This is a genomic window from Sphingobium sp. AS12 (assembly GCF_019097845.1).
Taxonomy (GTDB): Bacteria; Pseudomonadota; Alphaproteobacteria; order Sphingomonadales; family Sphingomonadaceae; genus Sphingobium.
This window is the reverse complement of sequence record NZ_JAHRGM010000085.1, coordinates 78,355-98,569: the sequence shown is the minus strand read 5'-3', so window position 1 is coordinate 98,569 and position 20,215 is coordinate 78,355. Positions and strand designations below refer to the sequence as shown.

General features: G+C 65.3%; 13 protein-coding genes and 1 tRNA gene. 6 read left to right on the top strand and 8 right to left on the bottom strand.

Annotated elements, in window-relative coordinates; all coding sequences use genetic code 11:
- Positions 1 to 20: 20 nt before the first annotated feature.
- Together KRZ98_RS22620 and KRZ98_RS22615 are read right to left on the bottom strand one after the other, a co-directional pair.
- Complete coding sequence (locus KRZ98_RS22620) at positions 21 to 4,223, bottom strand: translocation/assembly module TamB domain-containing protein (protein WP_217675437.1); 4,203 nt, start codon at positions 4,221 to 4,223, stop codon at positions 21 to 23.
- Positions 4,223 to 6,274, bottom strand: coding sequence for an autotransporter assembly complex family protein (locus tag KRZ98_RS22615; protein ID WP_217675436.1), 2,052 nt, complete (start codon positions 6,272 to 6,274; stop codon positions 4,223 to 4,225). The genes KRZ98_RS22620 and KRZ98_RS22615 overlap by 1 nt, the downstream gene beginning before the upstream one ends.
- 149 nt (positions 6,275 to 6,423) lie before the next feature.
- Here KRZ98_RS22615 and recJ point away from each other — a divergent pair, with 149 nt between their 5' ends.
- From recJ to KRZ98_RS22600, 3 genes are all read left to right on the top strand, one after another.
- Complete coding sequence (gene recJ / locus KRZ98_RS22610; RefSeq protein WP_217675435.1) at positions 6,424 to 8,190, top strand: single-stranded-DNA-specific exonuclease RecJ; 1,767 nt, start codon at positions 6,424 to 6,426, stop codon at positions 8,188 to 8,190.
- 100 nt (positions 8,191 to 8,290) lie between these two features.
- Positions 8,291 to 8,365: transfer RNA gene (locus KRZ98_RS22605), tRNA-Glu, on the top strand.
- Between the two features lie 118 nt (positions 8,366 to 8,483).
- Positions 8,484 to 8,822, top strand: a complete 339-nt coding sequence (locus KRZ98_RS22600; RefSeq protein WP_217675434.1) for a MerR family transcriptional regulator — start codon at positions 8,484 to 8,486, stop codon at positions 8,820 to 8,822.
- 6 nt (positions 8,823 to 8,828) lie between these two features.
- Here KRZ98_RS22600 and KRZ98_RS22595 read toward each other — a convergent pair whose 3' ends face one another.
- From KRZ98_RS22595 to KRZ98_RS22585, 3 genes are read right to left on the bottom strand one after another with little or no spacing between them, the layout of a single operon-like run.
- Complete coding sequence (locus KRZ98_RS22595; RefSeq protein WP_217675433.1) at positions 8,829 to 9,371, bottom strand: histidine phosphatase family protein; 543 nt, start codon at positions 9,369 to 9,371, stop codon at positions 8,829 to 8,831.
- Positions 9,368 to 12,121, bottom strand: coding sequence for an ATP-dependent DNA helicase (locus KRZ98_RS22590; protein WP_217675432.1), 2,754 nt, complete (start codon positions 12,119 to 12,121; stop codon positions 9,368 to 9,370). Before KRZ98_RS22590 ends, KRZ98_RS22595 begins: the two co-directional genes overlap by 4 nt.
- Positions 12,122 to 12,162: 41 nt before the next feature.
- Positions 12,163 to 12,531: a PilZ domain-containing protein gene (locus KRZ98_RS22585; RefSeq protein WP_217675431.1), complete on the bottom strand. Its 369-nt coding sequence runs from the start codon at positions 12,529 to 12,531 to the stop codon at positions 12,163 to 12,165.
- A gap of 128 nt (positions 12,532 to 12,659) precedes the next feature.
- On the opposite strand from KRZ98_RS22585, the gene KRZ98_RS22580 reads away from it, so the two are divergent.
- A complete protein-coding gene (locus tag KRZ98_RS22580) occupies positions 12,660 to 14,240 on the top strand; it encodes a lysine--tRNA ligase (RefSeq protein ID WP_217675430.1) in 1,581 nt (526 codons plus the stop codon).
- A 208-nt stretch (positions 14,241 to 14,448) separates the two neighbouring features.
- On the opposite strand, the gene KRZ98_RS22575 is transcribed toward KRZ98_RS22580, so the two are convergent.
- From KRZ98_RS22575 to KRZ98_RS22565, 3 genes are all read right to left on the bottom strand, one after another.
- Positions 14,449 to 14,919: an RcnB family protein gene (locus KRZ98_RS22575; protein WP_217675429.1), complete on the bottom strand. Its 471-nt coding sequence runs from the start codon at positions 14,917 to 14,919 to the stop codon at positions 14,449 to 14,451.
- Between the two features lie 278 nt (positions 14,920 to 15,197).
- The gene (locus KRZ98_RS22570) at positions 15,198 to 15,881 is read right to left on the bottom strand and encodes a 2OG-Fe(II) oxygenase (protein WP_217675428.1); all 684 of its coding nucleotides are present in this window, start codon (positions 15,879 to 15,881) and stop codon (positions 15,198 to 15,200) included.
- Between the two features lie 96 nt (positions 15,882 to 15,977).
- Positions 15,978 to 16,871 (bottom strand): RcnB family protein, encoded by an 894-nt coding sequence (locus KRZ98_RS22565; protein ID WP_217675427.1) that lies wholly within the window; start codon positions 16,869 to 16,871, stop codon positions 15,978 to 15,980.
- Positions 16,872 to 17,114: 243 nt separating this feature from the next.
- On the opposite strand from KRZ98_RS22565, the gene KRZ98_RS22560 reads away from it, so the two are divergent.
- Positions 17,115 to 17,654, top strand: coding sequence for a biliverdin-producing heme oxygenase (locus tag KRZ98_RS22560; protein ID WP_217675426.1), 540 nt, complete (start codon positions 17,115 to 17,117; stop codon positions 17,652 to 17,654).
- Positions 17,647 to 20,208, top strand: a complete 2,562-nt coding sequence (locus KRZ98_RS22555; protein ID WP_217675425.1) for an HWE histidine kinase domain-containing protein — start codon at positions 17,647 to 17,649, stop codon at positions 20,206 to 20,208. The genes KRZ98_RS22560 and KRZ98_RS22555 overlap by 8 nt, the downstream gene beginning before the upstream one ends.
- Positions 20,209 to 20,215 lie beyond the last annotated feature (7 nt).

Genomic DNA, 20,215 nt, shown 5'->3' with positions numbered 1-20,215 from the left:
GGGCGGGGCTGCCCGCCCTCTCAATAATCCTTGGAATAGCGCAGGTTCGCCGACGACCCGGCATTGGTCCCCGTCTTGGACAACAGGCTCAGCGTCTTGGACAAGGCGATCTCCAGCTGGGTAGCAGTGAAGCCCTTGGAGTCGGTGATCACCTCGACATAAACATTGTTCGAGATATGCTGCCCGACCGCGAGCGATGTGCCGCGCCCGGTCGCCTCGTCGCCCCCGACGATACCGATGCGATCGACCCCCGACGCGCCCTGCAACTTGCCCATCGGGTTCAGCCCGCCACTACCGCCACGCAGGCCATTGAGCGCCGCCGCCAGCTGCACCGCCTGCATCGCCGACAGATTGGCGACATTATCCCCAAACAATATGCGGGACAGGATTTCATCCTGCGGCAGGGTCGGGTTGGAGATGAACGCAATGTCGGGCTGCTGCGCCGATCCGCTCACCTGTATGCCCGCCGTCACCGTGTCGATCCGGGTCTGCGCCTTGATCGCCAGTACCGGGTTCAGCATTGGCCCGTTAAAGGTGATGACGCCCTGTTCCAGATCGAACTGCTTGCCCGAAAAACTGTACCGCCCGCGCAGCACTTCCAGCCTGCCGACCACGCGCGGATTGGCGGTGGTGCCGGTCACCCGCATCGCGGTTTTCCATTCCGAATCCAGCCCCATGCCGGTCACGTAAATCTCATTGTCGGCCCGCAGCCTGATATCGAGTTTCCAGTCGGCCGGTTTCGCCGCCGCCTGCCGCGCGGCCATGCGCTGGTCCAGAATATCGACGCCCTCGCCCTTGCGCCGCACGCCCTGCAACTGGCGGATGTCGGTGCCACCCTGCCAGGCGACCTTGTAACGGGTTTCGGGCAGGGTCAGGTCGCCCTTGATCAGGCCGCCATTGGCCGGGCTGTTGGTGATCGCCATCGTCCCGCTGACCACACTGGTGATCGCTTCGCTGCGCGCGAGGCGGGCGCGGTCCAGCGAGATCGCGATGTTCATCGGGAAACCGCTGTCGGCGGCCAGCCCAACGGAGCCGGACGCCTTGACCGTGCCATCGCCCGCCCGGCCTGAAAAATCGCGTATCTCCAGCCGGTCGTTGGTGAAGCGGCCGTCGAGTTTCATCTGGGTAACGCGGGTGCCGAACGTCTCATTCTCATAAGTCAGCGCATTGGCGCGGACGATGCCGTTGACGCGCGGGTCGGTGAGCCGCCCGCTGAAATCCGCCGCAACCGCCAGCCCGCCGGTCAGTTGCTGGTCAGCCAGCCCCGCAAAGGAAAACAGAACATCGGCTGGCCCGGCATAGCGGATACCCCCGCCCAGCGGTGCCGCCTGCAACTGCTCGCTCCAGCTCGCGCCGGGGCCGGGCGGGGCGAGCGTCGCGACGAACCGCCCCAGCGTGGACGTGCCGCGCCGGATCAGCCCGCGCAGATCGCCGCCCGCACTCGACAACTTGCCCTCCATGCGCATCGACACCGGATCGGACACGGCGGTCAGGCTGGAGCGGCGGAAATCGGCGATCGCGAGGCGCGTCGTCGCGGTCGGGAAAGCATTGCCCGTCTGCGCGAAATCGAGCGTCCCGGTCGCCTTGCCGCCAATGCCCAGACCCGGCGCAGCGATGTTGATGATGGCGAGATCAAAATCCTTGAACCGCGCCTGCATCGCCGTGCTGCCACCAAAGCGTCCCGCCAGATCGACCTTGCCCTGCGGCAGCACCAGGGTCGCCGGTTCCAGCCGATAGCCCGCCGGTTCTGTGCGGATGATCGCGGGATTGGCGAGGCGGAAGGGGATATTGCCCGCCTTGCCCTGCAACGCCACGGCATAGAGATTAGGCCGCAACGCCGCATTGGCCGCGATCGAGAATGGCACGCCGCTGGAACCATCGGCCACCAGCTGTGCCTTGCCGCGCCCGCCCTGATAGTCGATCTTCGCCCGCCCGGTGCGCACGACATAATCGCCATAAGCGGCATTGGCGATCTGCACGTCGGCGACGATCCGCGGCTGGTCGGTCAGCACCATGGAGGCGTTGACGATGGCGCGGCCAATGATGACCTCCGCGTCGCCGGGCAGCTTGGCGTTGCTGGCGGTGGCGTTGACGTCCACCCCCTGCGCCTTGCCGACCGCGGCCAGCCGCACCGCGCCGGTGATGCCTGACCCGTTCATGCTGAGCTGCCCGGTGAAGGGACCGGCTGCGCTCTGCTGCACCGTGCCCGCCATATCTACCCCGGCGAAGCGCGCCTTGGCAATGTCGATCGTCAACGGCCCCTTTGCGGTGCGAATGAGGACATTAGCGAAGAAGGGACCATAAGGCGATCCGCCGGTCGCTTCGAGCCGATAGCCCGCCGCCTCGCCATTCAGCTTCGCCACCACGTCGGACAATTGCACGCCCACATTGGGCCGCGCCGCACGCAGCACCGCCTGCGGCCGCTCCATCGTCCCCCGCACTGTCAGCGCCAGCGGCCCATATTGGCGCGACGAAGCAGTTGCGTCGAACGCGATCTGTCCGTCCGCGTCATAGCTGCCCGATCCCGACTGGATCGTGAAATTGGGCGCTGCACCCTTCAGCCCCGCCAGCGTGAACTTGCCCTCCGGCGTCATGCCGATCCGCCCGGTGGCGACCGCATTACCACCCAGAAAATCGCGCACGGACGCATTGTCCCAGCGCGCCGTCCGCACGCCAAAGCGACCCGACAGGCCAAAGCCGCCCTTGGGTCCGGGGACCAGCTCGACATCGGTGTTCAGGTTGACGATGCCGACCCCGTCGATCCGGTAATCATTGACCCGGCCTTTCAGCGCCCCGCGATAGAGCGCGTTGTCGAGGTCCGCCAATATGATGGCAGTGGCATTGACCCGGTCGCTGTCGATCTTCAGATTGTCGCTGATCAGCTTGCCACCGGCATAGGCAAAGTCGCCCTTCACCCGCAAATTGTTCATCAGCCCGCCTGCTGCGGCGTTCAGCCCGGTCACCCGGCTTGCGGTCGCGTTGACGGGGATGCGGATACGGTCGGCGTCGATCACCGCGCGGCCACTGGCCTTCAGATTTTCGATCCCCGTGGCGTCGAACGCCAGATATTTGGCCGTAATGTCATAGTCGATGAAGGGGGTCGCCATCGGCCCGTCGAGGATGATCGCGGCGCGCACGTCGCGGCCTTTCACCTTGTCCATGATCGCGCCGGGGGTCAGCAGCGCGGCGTTGATCCTGAGCGCGCTGAACCGGCTGGTGCCAAGGTCGATGATCCCCTGCGCATCGGCGGTCAGGGCTGGCGATCGCACTGTGCCTTTCAGATTGACCCGCCGCTCGTTGAGGCCTGCAAACAGGTCGACGTCCAGCTGCGGCGCGGTCAGGCGATCGACCGTGCCTGCCATGACAAGGCCAGGGCGCACCGGCCCCTTGGCGGTGAAGGCACCATTGCGCGCAGCGATGGCGATGTTGGCGAGTTGCCCCTTGGGACTGGTGGCGATGATGCGCCCGTCCCAGGCCTGCCACGTTCCCTTGCCATCCAGCGTCGCGGTCATGCCGTCGGTCAGGCCGGACATGGACGCAATCACGCCGCCCCTGGGCGCGGTCAGCGTGCCGCTCATCGCCAGGCGATTTTGCGCGGGGACCGCGTCCAGCTTCGCCTGCAACCGGTCGCCGCTGTCGACGATCGCATCGGCGGACAGGATCGCCCGGCCATCGGCAATATGGGTCACGCCGTCGATCGCGATTTCGCGCTTCTGGCCGATGACGGGCTTGGCCAGGATGAATTTGCCGATTGTCATCCGGTCGACGTCAATGTCCAGGTCCGGCAGGATCGGCGCGTTGGGATCGGTCGGGGTCGCGTTGAACTGCGGGCTGCGCGCCAGCACAACCAGCGGGGTTTCGAGCAGGCTGACCGAGATATGGTTGTTCACATAGCGAAACGGTTTCCAAACCACATGGACGCGGGGGGACACCGCGAACACGCCCTTGGGATCGCGCAGCACAAGATCGTGAATCACCATGTCGCTATAGATGGACCCGTCGATCCGCCCGACCTCGATCGCCATGCCCGATTCGAGTTTCAGCGCCGCGATCTGCTGGATCAGGAAGCGCTTGCCCGGCTGGGTGTTGAGGCCCAGCAGCAGGCCCGCCACCAGCACGACCAGGGCCGCGATTAGGCCAACGACCCCGATCGCAATCTTCTGCCACAAGGGGCGACCTTCGCGGATCACGATAGTCTCGGTAGGGGTGTCGTCCTGCGTCATTAGAAAGCCTGCCCGATGCCGATATAAAGGGCGAATTTGGACTCGCCCGGCTGCCGGTTGATCGGCATCGCAATGTCGGCGCGGAACGGGCCGAAATTGGTGTAGAAGCGCCCGCCTATGCCCACGCCATAGCGCATGTCAGAAAATTTCGGGATCGCGCTGTCATAGACCTGACCGGCATCGACAAAGGCGACCGCGCCATAATTGCCGAAGCGATAGCGCCCCTCGACCGCAAATTCATTGACCGACCGGCCACCGACGGGATCGTTGTTCGCGTCCTTCGGCCCCAATTCCTGATAGCCATAGCCGCGCACCGATCCGCCCCCGCCTGCATAGATGCGCCGCGACGGCGCGACATCGTCGCGCGCCACGCCGCTGATCGTGCCAAGCCGGGTGCGCGCGGCGATGACCAGCGAATCGGAGACCGGATAATAGCCGGTCAGGTCGAACGTGCCACGCACATAGGGCGACACATTGCCCTGTAACGAGGCTTCGGGCGATACGCGCACGCTGGCGCGGAAACCCTTGGTCGGGTTGAGCAGATCGTTGGACCGGTCATAACCGACCTGCACCGGCAGCGCGCCGATGAAATAGGTCAGCCGCTTGTTCTGGCCCGTCGCCGGGTCGATCGTCGTCTGTTCGTTCGACAGCAGGATTTCCGCGCCATAGCTGTAGGTCCACCGCTTCTGGAAGATGGGCGTCGATTGCCGCGCCCAGCTGATGTTCAGCCCCGCCGTGAAGGCTTCATAGGCATCATATTTCTGATGGTTGATCAGCGCACCGGCCTGAAACGTCTTGTCGCGCTTACCCGCATTGGAGCGGCGGAAGGTGCCAGACACGCCCTGCTCCTGCGTGCCCGCGACCACGCCCGCGATCAGCGCGCCTTCGGGCGGGAAGATGTTGCGGTGGGTCCATGTCCCCTCCGCCCGGAAACCCTGACCCGTACCATAGCCCAGCTCGCCCGCCAGCGTGCGCGGCGGCCCGGCGTCCTGTTCGACATGCAGGTCGACATATTCGGTGCCGTCTGGCCCGGCTTCGTTCGTCCGCACCGGATCGACTGCGACGCTGGAGAATAGTCCGGTCGCGACCAGCGCCTTGCGCAGGTCGTCCACCTTGCGGCTGTCATAAATCTCGCCTGGCTTGTAGCGGCGGATCACCTCCATGTGGTCGGCGCCAAAGGCCTGTTTCTCGCCGCTGGTGGTGATCTTGCGGAACGTGCCGCGCGGGCCGGTATCGACCGGCAGCCTATAGTCGCCGGTCACGGTCGCGGGGTCGAGCAATATGTCGCGCTCCCCCACCCTGGCAAAGGCATAGCCCTGTTCGGGCAGCCGCAGCGCGACATTGGCCTCCGCCCCCTCGACCGTCGCGGCGACGATATAGTCCCCGGTTTTGAGCGGCAGGCTGTCGCGCGCGAGTCCCGGCGGCACCGTCGGCGCGGCGGTGACGACGATATCGCCCAGCTTATAGCGTTTGCCCGGCGTCACCGAAACCACGGCGGTCAGCGTGCCGTCGCCGGTCTGGTCCAGGCTGGCGAGTGCGGTCGCGTCATAATAGCCCTCGGAATAGAAAAGCCGCACCGCCAGCTTTTCATCCTCCTGCGCCCGCGCCTGCACCATGGCGGCGGTCTCCGCCTTGCCATCGCCGTCGATCAGCGCGGACGCATCGCGAAATTCGTCCTCCAGTCCCGTCTTGCCGAAACCCTCGATCCGCGTGGCGTAGCGGATATCGGGCGTCTTTATGTTCGGGTCAGTGTCGGCCGTGACATTGGCGGGCACGGTCACGCTGTCGAGCGCGGGCAGGGGTTGCGCCAGTTCCGGCTCCTGCACCGGCTCGGTCGCGGGGGGCAGTTCCGCTGTCGCGCTGGTCTGCGGCATCTGTTGCTCGATCCAGCTGTCGATCGAAGGCAGGCGCGCGTCAAACTGGTCGTCGGGCAGGATCGGCGCTTCGGCTTCGGGCGGCGTCGCTGTCTGTGCCATTAACGGCAGGGGGGACGCGGTCGCGATGATTAGGCCCAACATGTGCCGGACATGATGCGCCTGTCGTCTGATCATATGTCCGTCATGCCCCTTTGGTCGCCAGCCCTACAGGTGGCCGACGAACCTGCAATACGCGCAAGGGGTTGCGGCGGTTCCGTCGAGCGGACGATTCGCCGCGACGGCCCGCGCTTCCCTCCATGCTTCCCAGAGTCTAGAGCGGCGGCATGACATTTGCGCTCAACATTGCCCGCTCGATCACTGGCCAGCCCTGGAAATGGCGCGGGGAGGGGGCGGATGCACGCGAGCCGGGCTATCTGCCCGACGATCTGGTGACCCAATTGTTGCTGGCGCGCGGCTGCCCGCGCGACGCGCTGGAGGCGCATCGCAACCCCACCATCCGCGCCTTCATGCCCGATCCCAGCCTGTTCCGCGACATGGATGCCGCCGCGGATCGGCTGGCCGACGCGGTGCAGCACGGCGAGGATGTGCGCATCTTTGGCGATTATGACGTCGATGGCGCGACCAGCGCGGCGCTGCTCATTCGCCTGCTGCGCGATCTGGGGCTGGCGGCAAAGCCCTATATCCCCGACCGGCTGATGGAAGGCTATGGCCCGTCGGGCGAGGCGCTGGTGCGGCTGGCGGGGGAGGGCGCGACCCTGATCGTGACCGTCGATTGCGGCGCGCAGGCGTTCGAGGCGCTGGCCATGGCGCGCGAAACCGGGGTCGATGTCGTCGTGGTCGATCATCATAAATGCAGCGCGGCGCTGCCCCTGGCGCTGGCGCTGGTCAATCCCAACCGGCTGGACGAGGGGGATGAGGCGGCGACGCATGGTCATCTCGCTGCGGTCGGCGTCGCCTTCCTGCTCGGCGCGGCGCTGGTGCGAGTGCTGCGGGCGCGCGGCTGGTTCGCGGCGCGAGCCGAACCGGCGCTGATGGAATTGCTCGATATCGTCGCGCTGGGGACCGTGGCCGATGTCGCGCAACTCAAGGGGCTGAACCGCGCCTTTGTGGCGCAGGGGCTGAAAGTCATGGCCAGGCGGCGCAATATTGGCCTCGCCGCCCTGATCGACGCCAGCCGCCTGACCCGCGCGCCGCTCTGCCATGATCTGGGCTTTGCGCTGGGACCGCGCATCAATGCGGGCGGGCGCGTGGGACAGGCGGATCTGGGCGTGCGACTGCTGACCACGGAGGATCCCGCCGAGGCCGCGCGGATCGCCGAGCAATTGAACCAGTATAATGAAGAACGGCGTGCGATCGAATCAACCGTCCAGGAACAGGCCGAGATGTTGCTGGCCGCGCAGGGCAATCGCGCAGTCGCAGTGATTGCCGGGCAGGGCTGGCACCCCGGCGTCATCGGCATCGTTGCCGGGCGGATCAAGGAGAAAGCGGGGCGACCCGCCATCGTCATCGCACTGGATGAGGAGGGCGTGGGCAAGGGATCGGGCCGCTCGATCAGCGGGGTCGATCTGGGCGCGGCGGTGATGGCGGCCAAGGATAGCGGCCTGCTGGTCGCGGGCGGTGGCCATGCGATGGCGGCGGGGCTGACCGTGGCGGCGGACCGGGTCGATGCGCTGGCCGATTTCCTCGACGATCGCTTGTCGACCGCCGTGGCGCGCGCGCGCGACGATCGGGCGCTGCTGATCGACGCGGTGCTGGCCCCCGCCGGGGTCAATCCCGACTTCATCGCCGCGATCGAGGCGGGCGGTCCCTATGGCGCTGGCTGGCCAGCCCCCCGCATTGCCGCCGGGCCGATGCGCGTCATCAAGGCCGACATTGTGGGCAATGGCCATTTGCGTGCGATCATGGGTGGGGAGGATGGCCGGTCGTTCAAGACCATCGCCTTCCGGCAGGCCGAAACCGATCTGGGCCAGGCAATACTGGGTGCGCCGCGCGACCGGCGCTTGTGGGTCGCGGGGCGCGCCAAGATCGACGATTGGGGCAGTCGTCCGGCCGCCGAACTCCATCTGGAGGATGCCGCCTGGGCCGATTGAGGGTGAAGCCTCCCGCTACACGCAAAAGGGGGTTGACCCCTGCGCCGTCTCCTCCTAATGCCCGCCTCGCTTCGCAGCGCCATCCGGTGGCGCCGCCAACGGCCCCTTCGTCTAGCGGTTAGGACGCGGCCCTTTCACGGCTGAAACACGGGTTCGATTCCCGTAGGGGTCACCATCAAGCAGGCGGGCGCACGGTCGCCGGGCCGCGATGGTGCGGAGCTGGGCATTTCCCACGTTAATCCGTATTTTACCATGGTTGACCTTGGCCGGTCTTAGGGTGCAACATTGCTGTCATGAAAAAGGCAGAGGGTGCATTGCTGACCATCAGCGAACTGGCGGGTGAACTGGGACTGCCCCAGCATATATTGCGCTATTGGGAAACCCGTTTCCCGCAGCTACGCCCGCTCCAGCGCTCCGGCAATCGTCGCTATTACCGACCCGCCGATGTGGCGCTGGCCCGCCGTATTCACGGCTTGCTCAATGTCGAGGGCTTTACCGTCAAGGGCGCGCAGAAGATGCTGATCGATGGCAACGGGACGACCGTGCCTGACACGCCTGTTCAACCGGCCGACGATGTGTTGAGCCAGTTGCAGGCGATCCGTTCGACGCTGGCCCGCGCGATCGGCGAATAGACCGCGTCAGCGCGTCCCCGGACCCAATGCCGGGTCCAGATCACGCGGACGGGTGAAGCTGACCAGCGTTGCGATATTCTCCCGCGCCTGATCCCATCGGTCGATGGCAAGGTCCAGCACGGCGATGCTGGCGGTCGGGAATTTCACCTCCACATCCTCGCGCAGCGGATTGGCCCCGTCGTCGGGGACCAGGTCCAGGATCAATTCCTCCAGCCCCGGATTATGTCCGGTCAGCAGCGCACTCTCGGCGCTGTCGGGCAGGTCGCGAATGACATCGAACAAGGTGGGGGAGGAGGCGAGATAGATGCGCCGGTCCCAGCGCGCGTCGAGCGTCTCGCCAAAGCCTGCAAAAAACGTCTCCAGTGTCTGCACCACCCGCACGGCCGGGGACGCGACCAGCGCGTCGAACTGCATCTGCCGCCGGGCGGCAAATTGCCCCATCAACAGCGCCGCCTTCTCGCCCCGATGGTTCAGGGGCCTGTCGAAGTCGCGGGCCACCGGATCGTCCCAGTCGGACTTGGCGTGGCGCAACAGGGTCAGCCGCTTCATTCTCTCTCCAGATGGCTGTGGCCGGATTCGTGTCCCTGATGCCCTAAGGGCGTCGTTTCGCCAAGGGATTCGCGCCGCGCAGCGACACTGACGGCGATGATTGCTTCGTCCAGCGTCACCCGGCGGATCGGCGTGCCGGGCGGAAAGGCGCTCAGCAAGCGGCTCGGCATCGCGGCGGACAGGATGACGAAACTGCCCTTGTCCTCCGCCCGGCGAATGAGGCGTCCGAATGCCTGCGCCAGCCGGGCGCGGATCAGACGGTCGTCATAGGCATTGCCCCCGTTCGCCAGCCGTCGGGCCGCGTGCAGCACGGTCGGCTTGGACCATGGCACCCCCTCCATCACCACCAGCCGCAGAGAATGGCCCGGCACGTCCACCCCGTCGCGCAGCGCGTCCGTCCCCAGCAGCGACGCGCGCGGATCGTCGCGGAAGATATCGACCAACGTGCCGGTGTCGATCGGGTCGACATGCTGCGCGTAGAGCGGCAGCCCTGCGCGCGCCAGCCGGTCGGCGATGCGGGCATGGACCGCGCGCAGCCGCCGGATCGCGGTGAACAGCCCCAGCGTGCCGCCGCCCGCCGCCTCGATCAATCGTCCATAGGCGCCCGACAGCGCGGCCAGATCACCCCGCTTGATGTCGGTGACGATCAGCACCTCGGCGCGCGCGGCATAGTCGAACGGGCTGCTTGCCTCGAACCGCCCGGCACCATGGAGCAGGTGGGTCGCCCCGCTGCGGCTTTCCGCATTGCCCCAGTCACCCCCGCCTTTCAGCGTCGCGGAGGTGACGATCACCCCTTGCGCGGGTTTCAGCACGGTTTCGGCGAGCGGGCGGCTGGGGTCGAGCCAGTGGCGATGGATGCCGATATCATATTCGCGCCCCTCGACCCGGTCGACGGTCATCCAGTCGACATAGTCGGGGTCGGCAGGTCCTCCGATCCGCGCCAGCAGCGCCAGCCAGGCGCTGATCAGGTCGCGCCGCCAGCCGAGCGATGCCACCGCTCCCTCGATCCGCGCCCGCGCCGCGCCATCCAGCCAGTCGGGCGCATCCTCGATCACCGCCTCCAGCCGCCGCGACAAATGCGTCAGCGGACGTAGCAACGCATCAAGCGCCAGCGCGGCTTCCTGCGCCGCCTCGACCAGCGCCCCGTCTGGCGCGGCCAGCTCAGTTTCCAGCCCATAGCCCGCATCGGCCTCGCCCGTGTCCGCCGCGCGGGCAAAGACGGTGCCGCGTACCGCAGCGAACAACGCTTCGAGCGGCCCGAACGGCTCGCCGGTCACGACGCGCTTGAGCCATTCATCGGCGGGCAAAGCGAGCGCCGCGTCGGCGGCGGCACGGATCGCCTCGCCCCCTTCGACGTCATAGCTGGCGAGGTCCGACAGGCGCGCCGACAGGCCGCGGCGTCGCCCGCGCGACCCGCCCTCCGGTCCCATGATCCAGCGGCGCAGCTCGATCGCCTCCTGCCCCGACAGGGCGACGGAGAAGGTCGAATCCGCCGCATCGAACAGATGATGCCCTTCGTCGAACACGATGCGCTGGGGCCGCTGCCCTGTTTCACGTCCGCGCGCCGCGTTGATCATCACCAGCGCATGATTGGCGATGACGATGTCAGCGTCGGCGGACGCACGCGCCGATCGCTCGATGAAGCATTTGCGATAATGCGGGCAGCCGGCATAGATGCACTCCCCGCGCCGGTCGGTCAGCGCGGTGGAGCCGTTACGACGAAACAAAGTGGGCAGCCAGCCGGGCAGGTCGCCGCCGACCATATCGCCATCCTTGCTGAACGCCGCCCAGCGCGCCACCAACTGCGCCAATATCGCGGCGCGGCCGGCAAAGCCGCCCTGCAACGCATCTTCCAGATTGAGCAGGCAGAGATAATTTTCCCGCCCCTTGCGCACCACCACCCGCTTGGCCGCCACCATCGCATCGGGAAACAGGCGCAGCGATTCGCGGTCGAGCTGGCGCTGCAGCGCCTTGGTATAGGTGGACACCCACACCGTCCCCTGCGCTTGGCGCGCCCAGAGCGAGGCAGGGGCGAGATAACCCAATGTCTTGCCAATGCCGGTGCCTGCTTCCGCCAGCAGCATATTGGGCTGGTCGCGGTGCATGCGCGGGCGAAAGGCGCTGATAGCGGCAGTGGCATAGGCGCGCTGGCCGGGCCGCGCCTCCGCCCCCGCGCCGGTCAGCGTATCGAGCCGGGCCAGCACCTGCGCTTCGTCCAGCGCCACGGTGCGCGGGGCAGGGCGTGGCTGCGCTTCCTCCCATTCGGGCAATTTGGAAAACAGCCAGCGCTCGGCTTCCTTGGGTTTGGCGATGCGCGGGGCGATGAGCGGCGACCAGGGCCAGCGCAGCCGATGCAGCGTCTGCGCCGATGTCCAGCCACCCTCCCGCTCGCGCCAGTCGGGCGATTCGATCCGGTCGAGTAACGCCTGCGCCGCGCTCTGGAGCAAAGCGGGAATGTCCGCCTCCGCGCTCGGCACCGGCAGGCCAAGCGCCTGCGCCAGCCCCTTGGGCGTGGGGACGAGGAAGCGGGCAGGGTGAAGAAAGGCCCAGAGTTCGAGCAGGTCGAGGCCATTGAGATCGGGATAGCCCAGCCTCTGGCCGGTCAGCGGGGCATTGAGCAGCAATATCGGGGTTTCCGCCGCCCGGCTGATCGCCTGCCCCTTGGCCAGACCTTGCGTCCGCCCACCCTCGCGCAACCAGATGCCGCCATGGCTGGCGTGGAGGGCGGGCAGGGATGCAGGATCAATCACCCGCCCCGTTTAAGCGAGCGGGAACAAAAGGAAAACCTGTTTCAGCTTGTCCGGCGGCCAAAACCGCCACCGCCGCCGCTTGCGGCCATCGCGCGTACGCGCGGCTGAAATGCTACAGGCGTGCGCAGCGCCGCGCGTGCCATTTCCAGCTGATCGTAAAGCGGGCCTTCGTTCAGCTCATAGGGGAAACGGATGCCCATGCGATCCTCTTCGGACCAGCGCACGGTGCCAAAGGTGATATGGCCGTCCAGATCGATCTGGCACGACGAGCCTGCTGGCAGGGTGCAACCGACCACCTGCGCGCCGCCCTCGCTCAGGTCGACGATCGTGCCTTCCAGGCTGTCGAGTACGGTCGTGACGACAATGGCGATCTCGACCACGATGCGTTCGCGGGTGCGCAAGCTGTGCATGGTGCCTCCAGAAACCTGATTATCGATGGTCAGGGTTAATGAAAGCCTAATGTGCGAACGATTCTTAACGCAGATTTGCGATCGAAGGACGTTTCTTTTCGGCCTGTCGGCGGCTAGGGGGCATAGCCATGACCGCGACCGACATTCTCCGCACCGCCGCACTGGCGGCCAAGGCCTGGCCCTATGAAGAAGCGCGCAAGCTGCTCAAGCGCTATTCCAATGGTGCGCCGGACAAAGGGCATATCCTGTTTGAAACCGGCTATGGTCCATCGGGCCTGCCGCATATCGGCACGTTCAACGAAGTGCTGCGCACGACGATGGTGCGCAACGCCTATCATGCGCTGTCGGATATTCCCACGCGGCTGGTGGCCTTCAGTGACGATATGGACGGCCTGCGCAAGGTGCCTGACAATGTCCCCAACCAGGCGATGTTGAGCGAGCATCTGGGCAAGCCGCTGACGCAGGTACCCGATCCGTTCGGCAAGTTTGAAAGCTTCGCCCATCATAATAATGCGATGCTGCGCGAATTTCTCGACCGCTTCGGCTTCGACTATGAGTTCGTGTCGGCCACCGAACGCTATCAGTCGGGGGCGTTTGACGATGCGCTGCGGCAGGTTCTGCGGTGCAATCAGGCGATCCTCGACATCATGCTGCCGACCCTGCGCAAGGAACGGCAGGCGACCTATTCGCCCGTCCTGCCGATCAGCCCTAAGAGCGGCATCGTCTTGCAGGTGCCGGTCGAGGTGATCGATGCCGAGGCAGGCCTGATCCGCTTCGAGGATGAGGGCGACATTATTGAGCAATCGATCCTGTCCGGCGGAGCCAAGCTGCAATGGAAGGTCGATTGGGCAATGCGCTGGGTCGCGCTGGGCGTCGATTATGAGATGGCGGGCAAGGATCTGATCGATTCGGTGACCCAATCATCGAAAATCTGTCGCGCGCTGGGTGCCCGCCCGCCCGAAGGCTTTAATTACGAGATGTTCCTCGACGAAAAGGGCGAGAAAATCTCCAAGTCCAAGGGCAATGGCCTCAGCCTTGAACAATGGCTGACCTATGGTCCGCAGGAAAGCCTGGCCTTCTACGCCTATCGCGAACCCAAAAAGGCCAAGCAGCTGCATATGGGCGTCATCCCGCGCGCGGTGGACGAATATTGGCAGTTCCGGGTCAACTATCCCAATCAGGCGATCGAACAGCAACTGGGCAATCCGGTCCATCATGTGCATGACGGGAAGCTGCCCGAAGGCCGGTTGCCGGTGACCTTCGGGCTGCTGCTGAACCTTGTCGGCGTCATGGGGGATGCCAGCCGCGATCAGGTGTGGGGCTATCTCACCAACTATGTCGCCGATGCGTCGCCGGACACCTATCCTGAACTGGATGCGCTGATCGGTCATGCGCTCGCCTATCATCGCGATTTCGTTGCGCCCACCCTTCAGCGCCGAGCGCCCGACGCTAACGAGGCCGCAGCCCTGCGCAGGCTCGACGCGGAACTGGCCGCGCTACCGGCGGACGCCAGCGCGGAGGATATCCAGAACATCGTCTATGCCATCGGCAAGGATGAGGCGTTCGGTTTTGCCGAGCTGCGCGACTGGTTCAAGGCGCTCTACCAGACGCTGCTGGGGGCGGATCAGGGACCGCGCATGGGCAGCTTTATCGCCCTCTATGGCATTGATAACAGCCGCAAGTTGATTGCGCAGGCACTAGCCGCTTAAATCCTCGGATTTTAGCGGAAAAACGGGAACTTTTCGGCCGGACGCGCGTTCTGCGCAACGGTCCACCCCCCTTTCGGACTGATGGTGCGTCCTGCGTGCCATCGGCCGCGCTTGCCCGGCAACGGGCAGCGCGGCCAAGTTGGGGGGAACGTCCATAAAAAACGGCCCCGGACAGAGATGTCCGGGGCCGTTTTTTTAGGCAGGCGGCTTACCAGAAGAAGCCGCGATGCACCTGGATCACGCGCCCGTTGCGGACATTGACCAGCAGCACATCGTTATAATGACGTACCCAGCGCTGGTTCACGCCCGGACGGGGCAGGCGATAGCGATAGGGGTCGGCGATATAATAGCGCGAATTATAATAGGCCGGGCGAAGCTGGACGCCGACATTCCACTGATTATAGCGGAATGGCGCGCGCCAGTTGCCGCCGCGATAGACGTCGCGGTGATTGCGGCGATAGTCGCGCCAGTCCTCGCGGGCCTCCTGACGGGCATCGCGGACTTCGCGCCGTTCTTCACGCACGTCGCGACGGTCGCCATAGCGCTGCGCCTGACGCAGCTCCCGCTGCTCCTCACGCAGATTGCGTTCGCTGCGGCGCGCTTCGCCATAGGACTGGGCGGACGCGACACTGGGCGCCACCGTTGCGGCCAGCAGGCCCAGGATGATCAGTTTACGCATAGCATATCTCCTATTTCCTCTGGCGGCTGAACCCTGTCCGGCTGGACTGGGTTCCCTGTCGCCAACACAAGGAGATATGGGGTAGCGCGCCTGAACGCCCGGCGAATGAAGCTGTCAGTTTTCAGTCATTTATGTCGCAAAGTGTAACGGGGTCGGAAGTTTTGGAGCCGGATTCCCACACCTCATTCCGTTCGTTTCGAGCGAAGTCGAGAAACGCCACGCACAGGTTTCTCGACTTCGCTCGAAACGAACGGAGGTTGGGATTCAGTCTAAATCCATCACGCTCTGGGCGTCCATGGCCGCTCGCGAAACCATTTGGTCACGACATATTTGGTGCCCTGTTCGACTGGCCGGGCTGCGTGCAGGCTGAACCGGTTGGGCGCGCCGTCAGCGGTCATATTGTTCCAGATCAGGATCATCCCCTCGACCGGCGGCACCATGAATTCGCAATGCGGGAAATGCGTCTCGCCCCCCGCCTCGACCGGGGAGAGGTAGATCATCGTGGTCCAGCTGCGCTGCCCGCCAGTGACGCGCATGGCGGGCCAGTAATCGGCCGTGACCGGGAAATAATCGCAATGCAGCCGATATTCCTGGCCGCTGGTATAGCGCTGGCCCTGCAATGTTTCGCCATGGTCGGCGGGCAGCCCAGTCAGCGCGCAGATGCGGTCGCTGATGGCCTTGATCAGCGGATCGAACGGATCGAGATTGCAGCTATGGCTGGTGCGATAATCCGCGTTCGCACTGCCCGAAAAGAGCGTCGAAGGCTGCGCGCCCGCATCGATGATCGCGCGCAGATCGGCGCATTCTTCCGGGCTGAGGAAATCCTGCCGCCCGTAGATCGCAAGGTCGGGGGCGTCGATCCGGCTGACCATCGGGTTGCGCTCCAGCCGCGCCTGCACCTGCGCGCCTATGGCCGCGCGGGTGAGCGAAGCGATGCCGCCATCATCGTCACTGTCTGTCATGCGGCCCTCCTGCCACAGCGGCAGGTGCCATGAAAAGACCCCGGCGCGTCTCCGCTCCGGGGCCAGTATTCCTGAAGGCCACTTCAGGGAGTCCGATTACCAGAAGAAATCATGGATCACATCGACGACATAGCCGTCGCGAATGTCCACCAGCAGCGCATCGTCATAATAGCGGACCCAGCGCAGCGTGCCGTAAGCGGGCGGCAGGCGATAGGCGTAGGGGTCGTTCAGCCAATAGCTGTTGGAATAAAGCAGACTGCTGAGCACGATGCCCACGGAGAAGCGACGATAGCCATAGTCCCAGCCGCGCGGCGCGTTGTAGCGGCCCAGACGATACTGGTTGCCATAACGGTTGCGATAGCTGTTCCAGTCATAGCGCCGGTCCTGCCGCCAGCCATTGTTCCAGCGCTGCTGGTTGCTCCAGCGGGTGCGGTCGTCATAGCGGCGGCCATTATTCCAGTTGCCAGCCGAGCCGCGATTGTCGCTCCAGCGCCGGTCATCACGACGATCATCGCGCCGGTCGTCACGCCTGTCCTGACGATAATCCTGCCGACCGTCGCGGCGATCGTTGCGCCAGTCTTGCCGATCGGCACGCTGGTCCTGGCGATAGTCCTGCCGGTCATTGCGCCGGTCGTCACGCCTGTCCTGTCGTGCGTCCTGCCGTGCCGGTGCCGGCACGACCGCAGGATTGCCGGGATTGCGCCATGGACGATCCGCACTCGGTTGCTGGACCGGAGCCTGCGCTACCGCGCGGTCCTGCCGCTGCTGCCAGCGTTGCGCCTGCTGCCCGTCACCGCCCATCGGCCGCTGTCCATTACCGCGCCACTGATAGGATTGGCGGTCTGCTCCGCCACGGTCTGCCCCACCGCGTTCTGCACGGTCGCCGCGATTGCCACGGCCATTCTCATTGCTCTGGGCATAGGCTGGCGCGACACCGCTCAGCAGCGTTGCGGCCATCAGTCCCGTCAGCATCATCTTCCTGAACATCATCGTGACTTTCTGCTTGCGGGAACCTTCTGTCCCCTCATGCCGCTCTTCTAGATGGCGCGCGATGTCGCAATTCTGAACCTGTCCGTCAGCTTATCGAAAGAATCGCCGGGCGAAATGAACCCAATTTCGGCTTTGCGCGTTGTTCCGTGTTCGTATCGTTCTGTCCGTTAAAAATGGCCAGAACCGGGTCAAAAGCTGATCCAGATCAGTGCAGGGTGCCTGCCCTCTCTATAGGACTGCCGAGTGAAGAAATCTCCCAATGTCAGCGGCGTCCGCCAGGCTCTGCGCGAAGCGACGAGCGACAGCCATCACCGTGTCGACACGCTGTTTTCAGGATATCGGCTTGATTCGCAAAGCCATTATGGCGCGTTTCTGACCGCCCATGCCCGTGCGCTAGGGGCGCTCGAATCGGTTGCTCGCCCAGATTCGCCACGCCTGCCGATGATCGCGGCGGATCTGGCGGCGATGGATATGGCCATGCCTGTGCCTCTGTCACTCGCTGATCCCGACCGGGACGGCTATCGCTGGGGGCTGCTCTATGCGCTGGAAGGATCGCGCCTGGGCGGCGCGATCCTCGCACGCCAAGTAGCGCCGGGCCTGCCCCGCGCCTATCTGTCGGCCGTCCATGGCAAGGGTGGCTGGGTCGCGTTTCAGCAGGCGCTTGATCGGGCAGCCGCTGACGGGGGCGAAGGTTGGCTGGACGACGCCGTGCAGGGCGCGCAGGCGGCCTTCGCCCTTTTTGCCGCCGCGGCCCGCCCCGAACCGGTCGCCGCCCATGGCTGACGGCGGCACTGGCGCGGACTTCGCCGTCAACCTCACCAATTGCGATCGGGAGCCGATCCATGTGCTGGGTACGGTCCAGCCATTCGGTTTCCTGATCGCGCTGACCGCCGACTGGCTGGTATCGCGCGTGTCGGCCAACAGCGCCGCGTTCATCGGCCTGTCGCCTGACGATATGCTGGGCAAGCCGGTCAACGCCCTGCTGGACGGCGAAGCCATTCATGCGTTGCGCAACCGCATCACCCTGTTGCGTGGCCCCGATTCGGTCGAGCGCATCTTCTCCCTGCCGCTGATGACGGGTGGCACCCCGTTCGACGTTGCCGTCCATTTTTCGGGTCCTCTGGTGGTGATAGAGGCTGAACCGGCCAGCGCCGACGAGATGGAGGCCAGCAGCACGGTCCGCTCGATGGTCGCGCGGCTGGGGCAGGCCGATGGCATGGCCGCCTTCCTGCGCGATGGCGCGCGGCAGGTGCGGGCGTTGACCGGCTTTGATCGGGTGATGGTCTATCGCTTCGCCGATGGCGGCGATGGCGAGGTCGTGGCCGAAGCGCTGCGACCCGGCATCGACAGCTTCTTTGGTCTGCATTACCCGGCGTCCGACATTCCGGTGCAGGCGCGCGCCCTCTATCTGCGTAACATCTTCCGCGTCATTGCCGATGTGCAGGCAGTGCCGGTGCCGGTCGTCCCTGCGCTCGATCCGACCGGGGCAGCGCTCGATATGTCGCTATGCCTCACCCGCGCGGTCTCGCCGATCCATATCGAATATCTGCGCAATATGGGGGTGGGGGCGTCGCTCTCCATCTCGATCATTGTCGAAGGACGGCTGTGGGGGCTGTTCGCCTGCCACCATTATGCCCCGCGCCTGCCGACCTTTGCCCAGCGCAGCGCGGCCGAACTGTTCGGCCAGATTTTCTCGATGATGCTCGAAAGCCGCGAGCGCGCCGAAACCGCCGCCTATGAGGGCAAGGCGCGCCAGGTGGCCGACCGGCTGATGTCGGCAGTGGCGCAGGACCATGACCTGCTGTCCAACGCCCGCTGGCTGGGCGACATCATCTTCGACACGATTCCTGCCGATGGCGTGGGCGTCTATATTGACGGGCAAATCAGTTTTTCCGGGCTGACCCCGGACAAGGCCGCCTTTGCCGGTATCGTCTCGATGCTCAACCGCGTCGCCGCCAGCCAGGTCTATACCACTGATACGCTCAGCCGCGTCCTGCCCGATGCGGCTGCCTATGCCGACCGCGCCGCCGGGTTGCTTGCCATTCCCCTGTCGCGCCGCCCGCGCGACTATGTCGTGCTGTTCCGCGCTGAACAATTGCGCGCCGTGCGCTGGGCGGGGAACCAGGAAAAGCATATCGAATACGGCCCCAACGGCCCGCGCCTGACCCCGCGTAAAAGTTTTGAAGAATGGTCGGAACTGGTGAAGGGGACGGCGCTGCCGTTCGCACCCGCCCAGTTGCGCGTCGCCGAAGCGCTGCGCACCGCCCTGCTGGAGGTGGTGCTGCGCCTGTCCGATTCGGCGGACGCGGAACGGCAGCGCGCGCATGAGAAGCAGGAATTGTTGATTGCCGAACTCAACCACCGCGTACGCAACATATTGGCGCTGATCCGCGGCCTCCTGTCCCAGACGCGCAGCAGCGCTGTGTCGGTCGAGGATTTCATCGGCACGCTGGAAAGCCGCATCCATGCGCTGGCCCGCGCCCATGACCAGATTACCGCCGACCGCTGGAGTCCCGCGCGGCTGTACGACCTCATAGAAGTGGAGGCAGGGGCTTATTTGGGTGAGCGGCGCGACCGGGTGCGCCTGTCCGGTCCCAATGTGCTGCTGACGCCCGGCTGCTTCACCGTCATGGCGCTGGTGATCCACGAAATGCTGACCAATGCCGCCAAATATGGCGCGCTGTCGGACAATGGCACGGTCGCGATCGACTGGCATGTGGATCAGGATGGCAGCCTGCTGATCGACTGGACCGAAAGCGGCGGCCCGGCGGTGGTGGCGCCCACGCGGCGCGGCTTTGGATCGACCGTGATCGAGCGTTCCATCCCCTATGATCTGGATGGCCATGCCGAAATCCACTATCGTCTGGCCGGGATAGAGGCGCATTTCTGCATCCCCTCCGTCCATGTCGTGTCTGTGCTGCCCGATGTCGTCGGCACGGATCGCCCGCTGCCCGTGATCGCCGCGACGCCCGAACTGCTGGAAGGACGCCACGTCCTCCTCGTCGAGGATAATATGATCATCGCCATGGATGGCGAGGATGCGTTGCGCGATCTCGGCGCGGACGTGACGACCGCCGCCAGCGTCGCGCGAGCGCGTGAGGCGATCGAGCTGCAGCCCATTGATATGGCCGTGCTGGATTTCAATCTGGGCGCTGAAACCAGTATGCCTGTGGCGGACGTGCTGGTCGAACGGGGCATCCCCTTCCTGTTTGCGACCGGCTATGGCGACGGGCTGGAACTGCCGGATCGCTTTGCCGGGGTCACCCTGGTCAAGAAGCCCTATTCGGGCGCGACCCTGGCGCAGGCGATGACGCCGCTGGTTGATCGGAACCGCTAGAAACGGA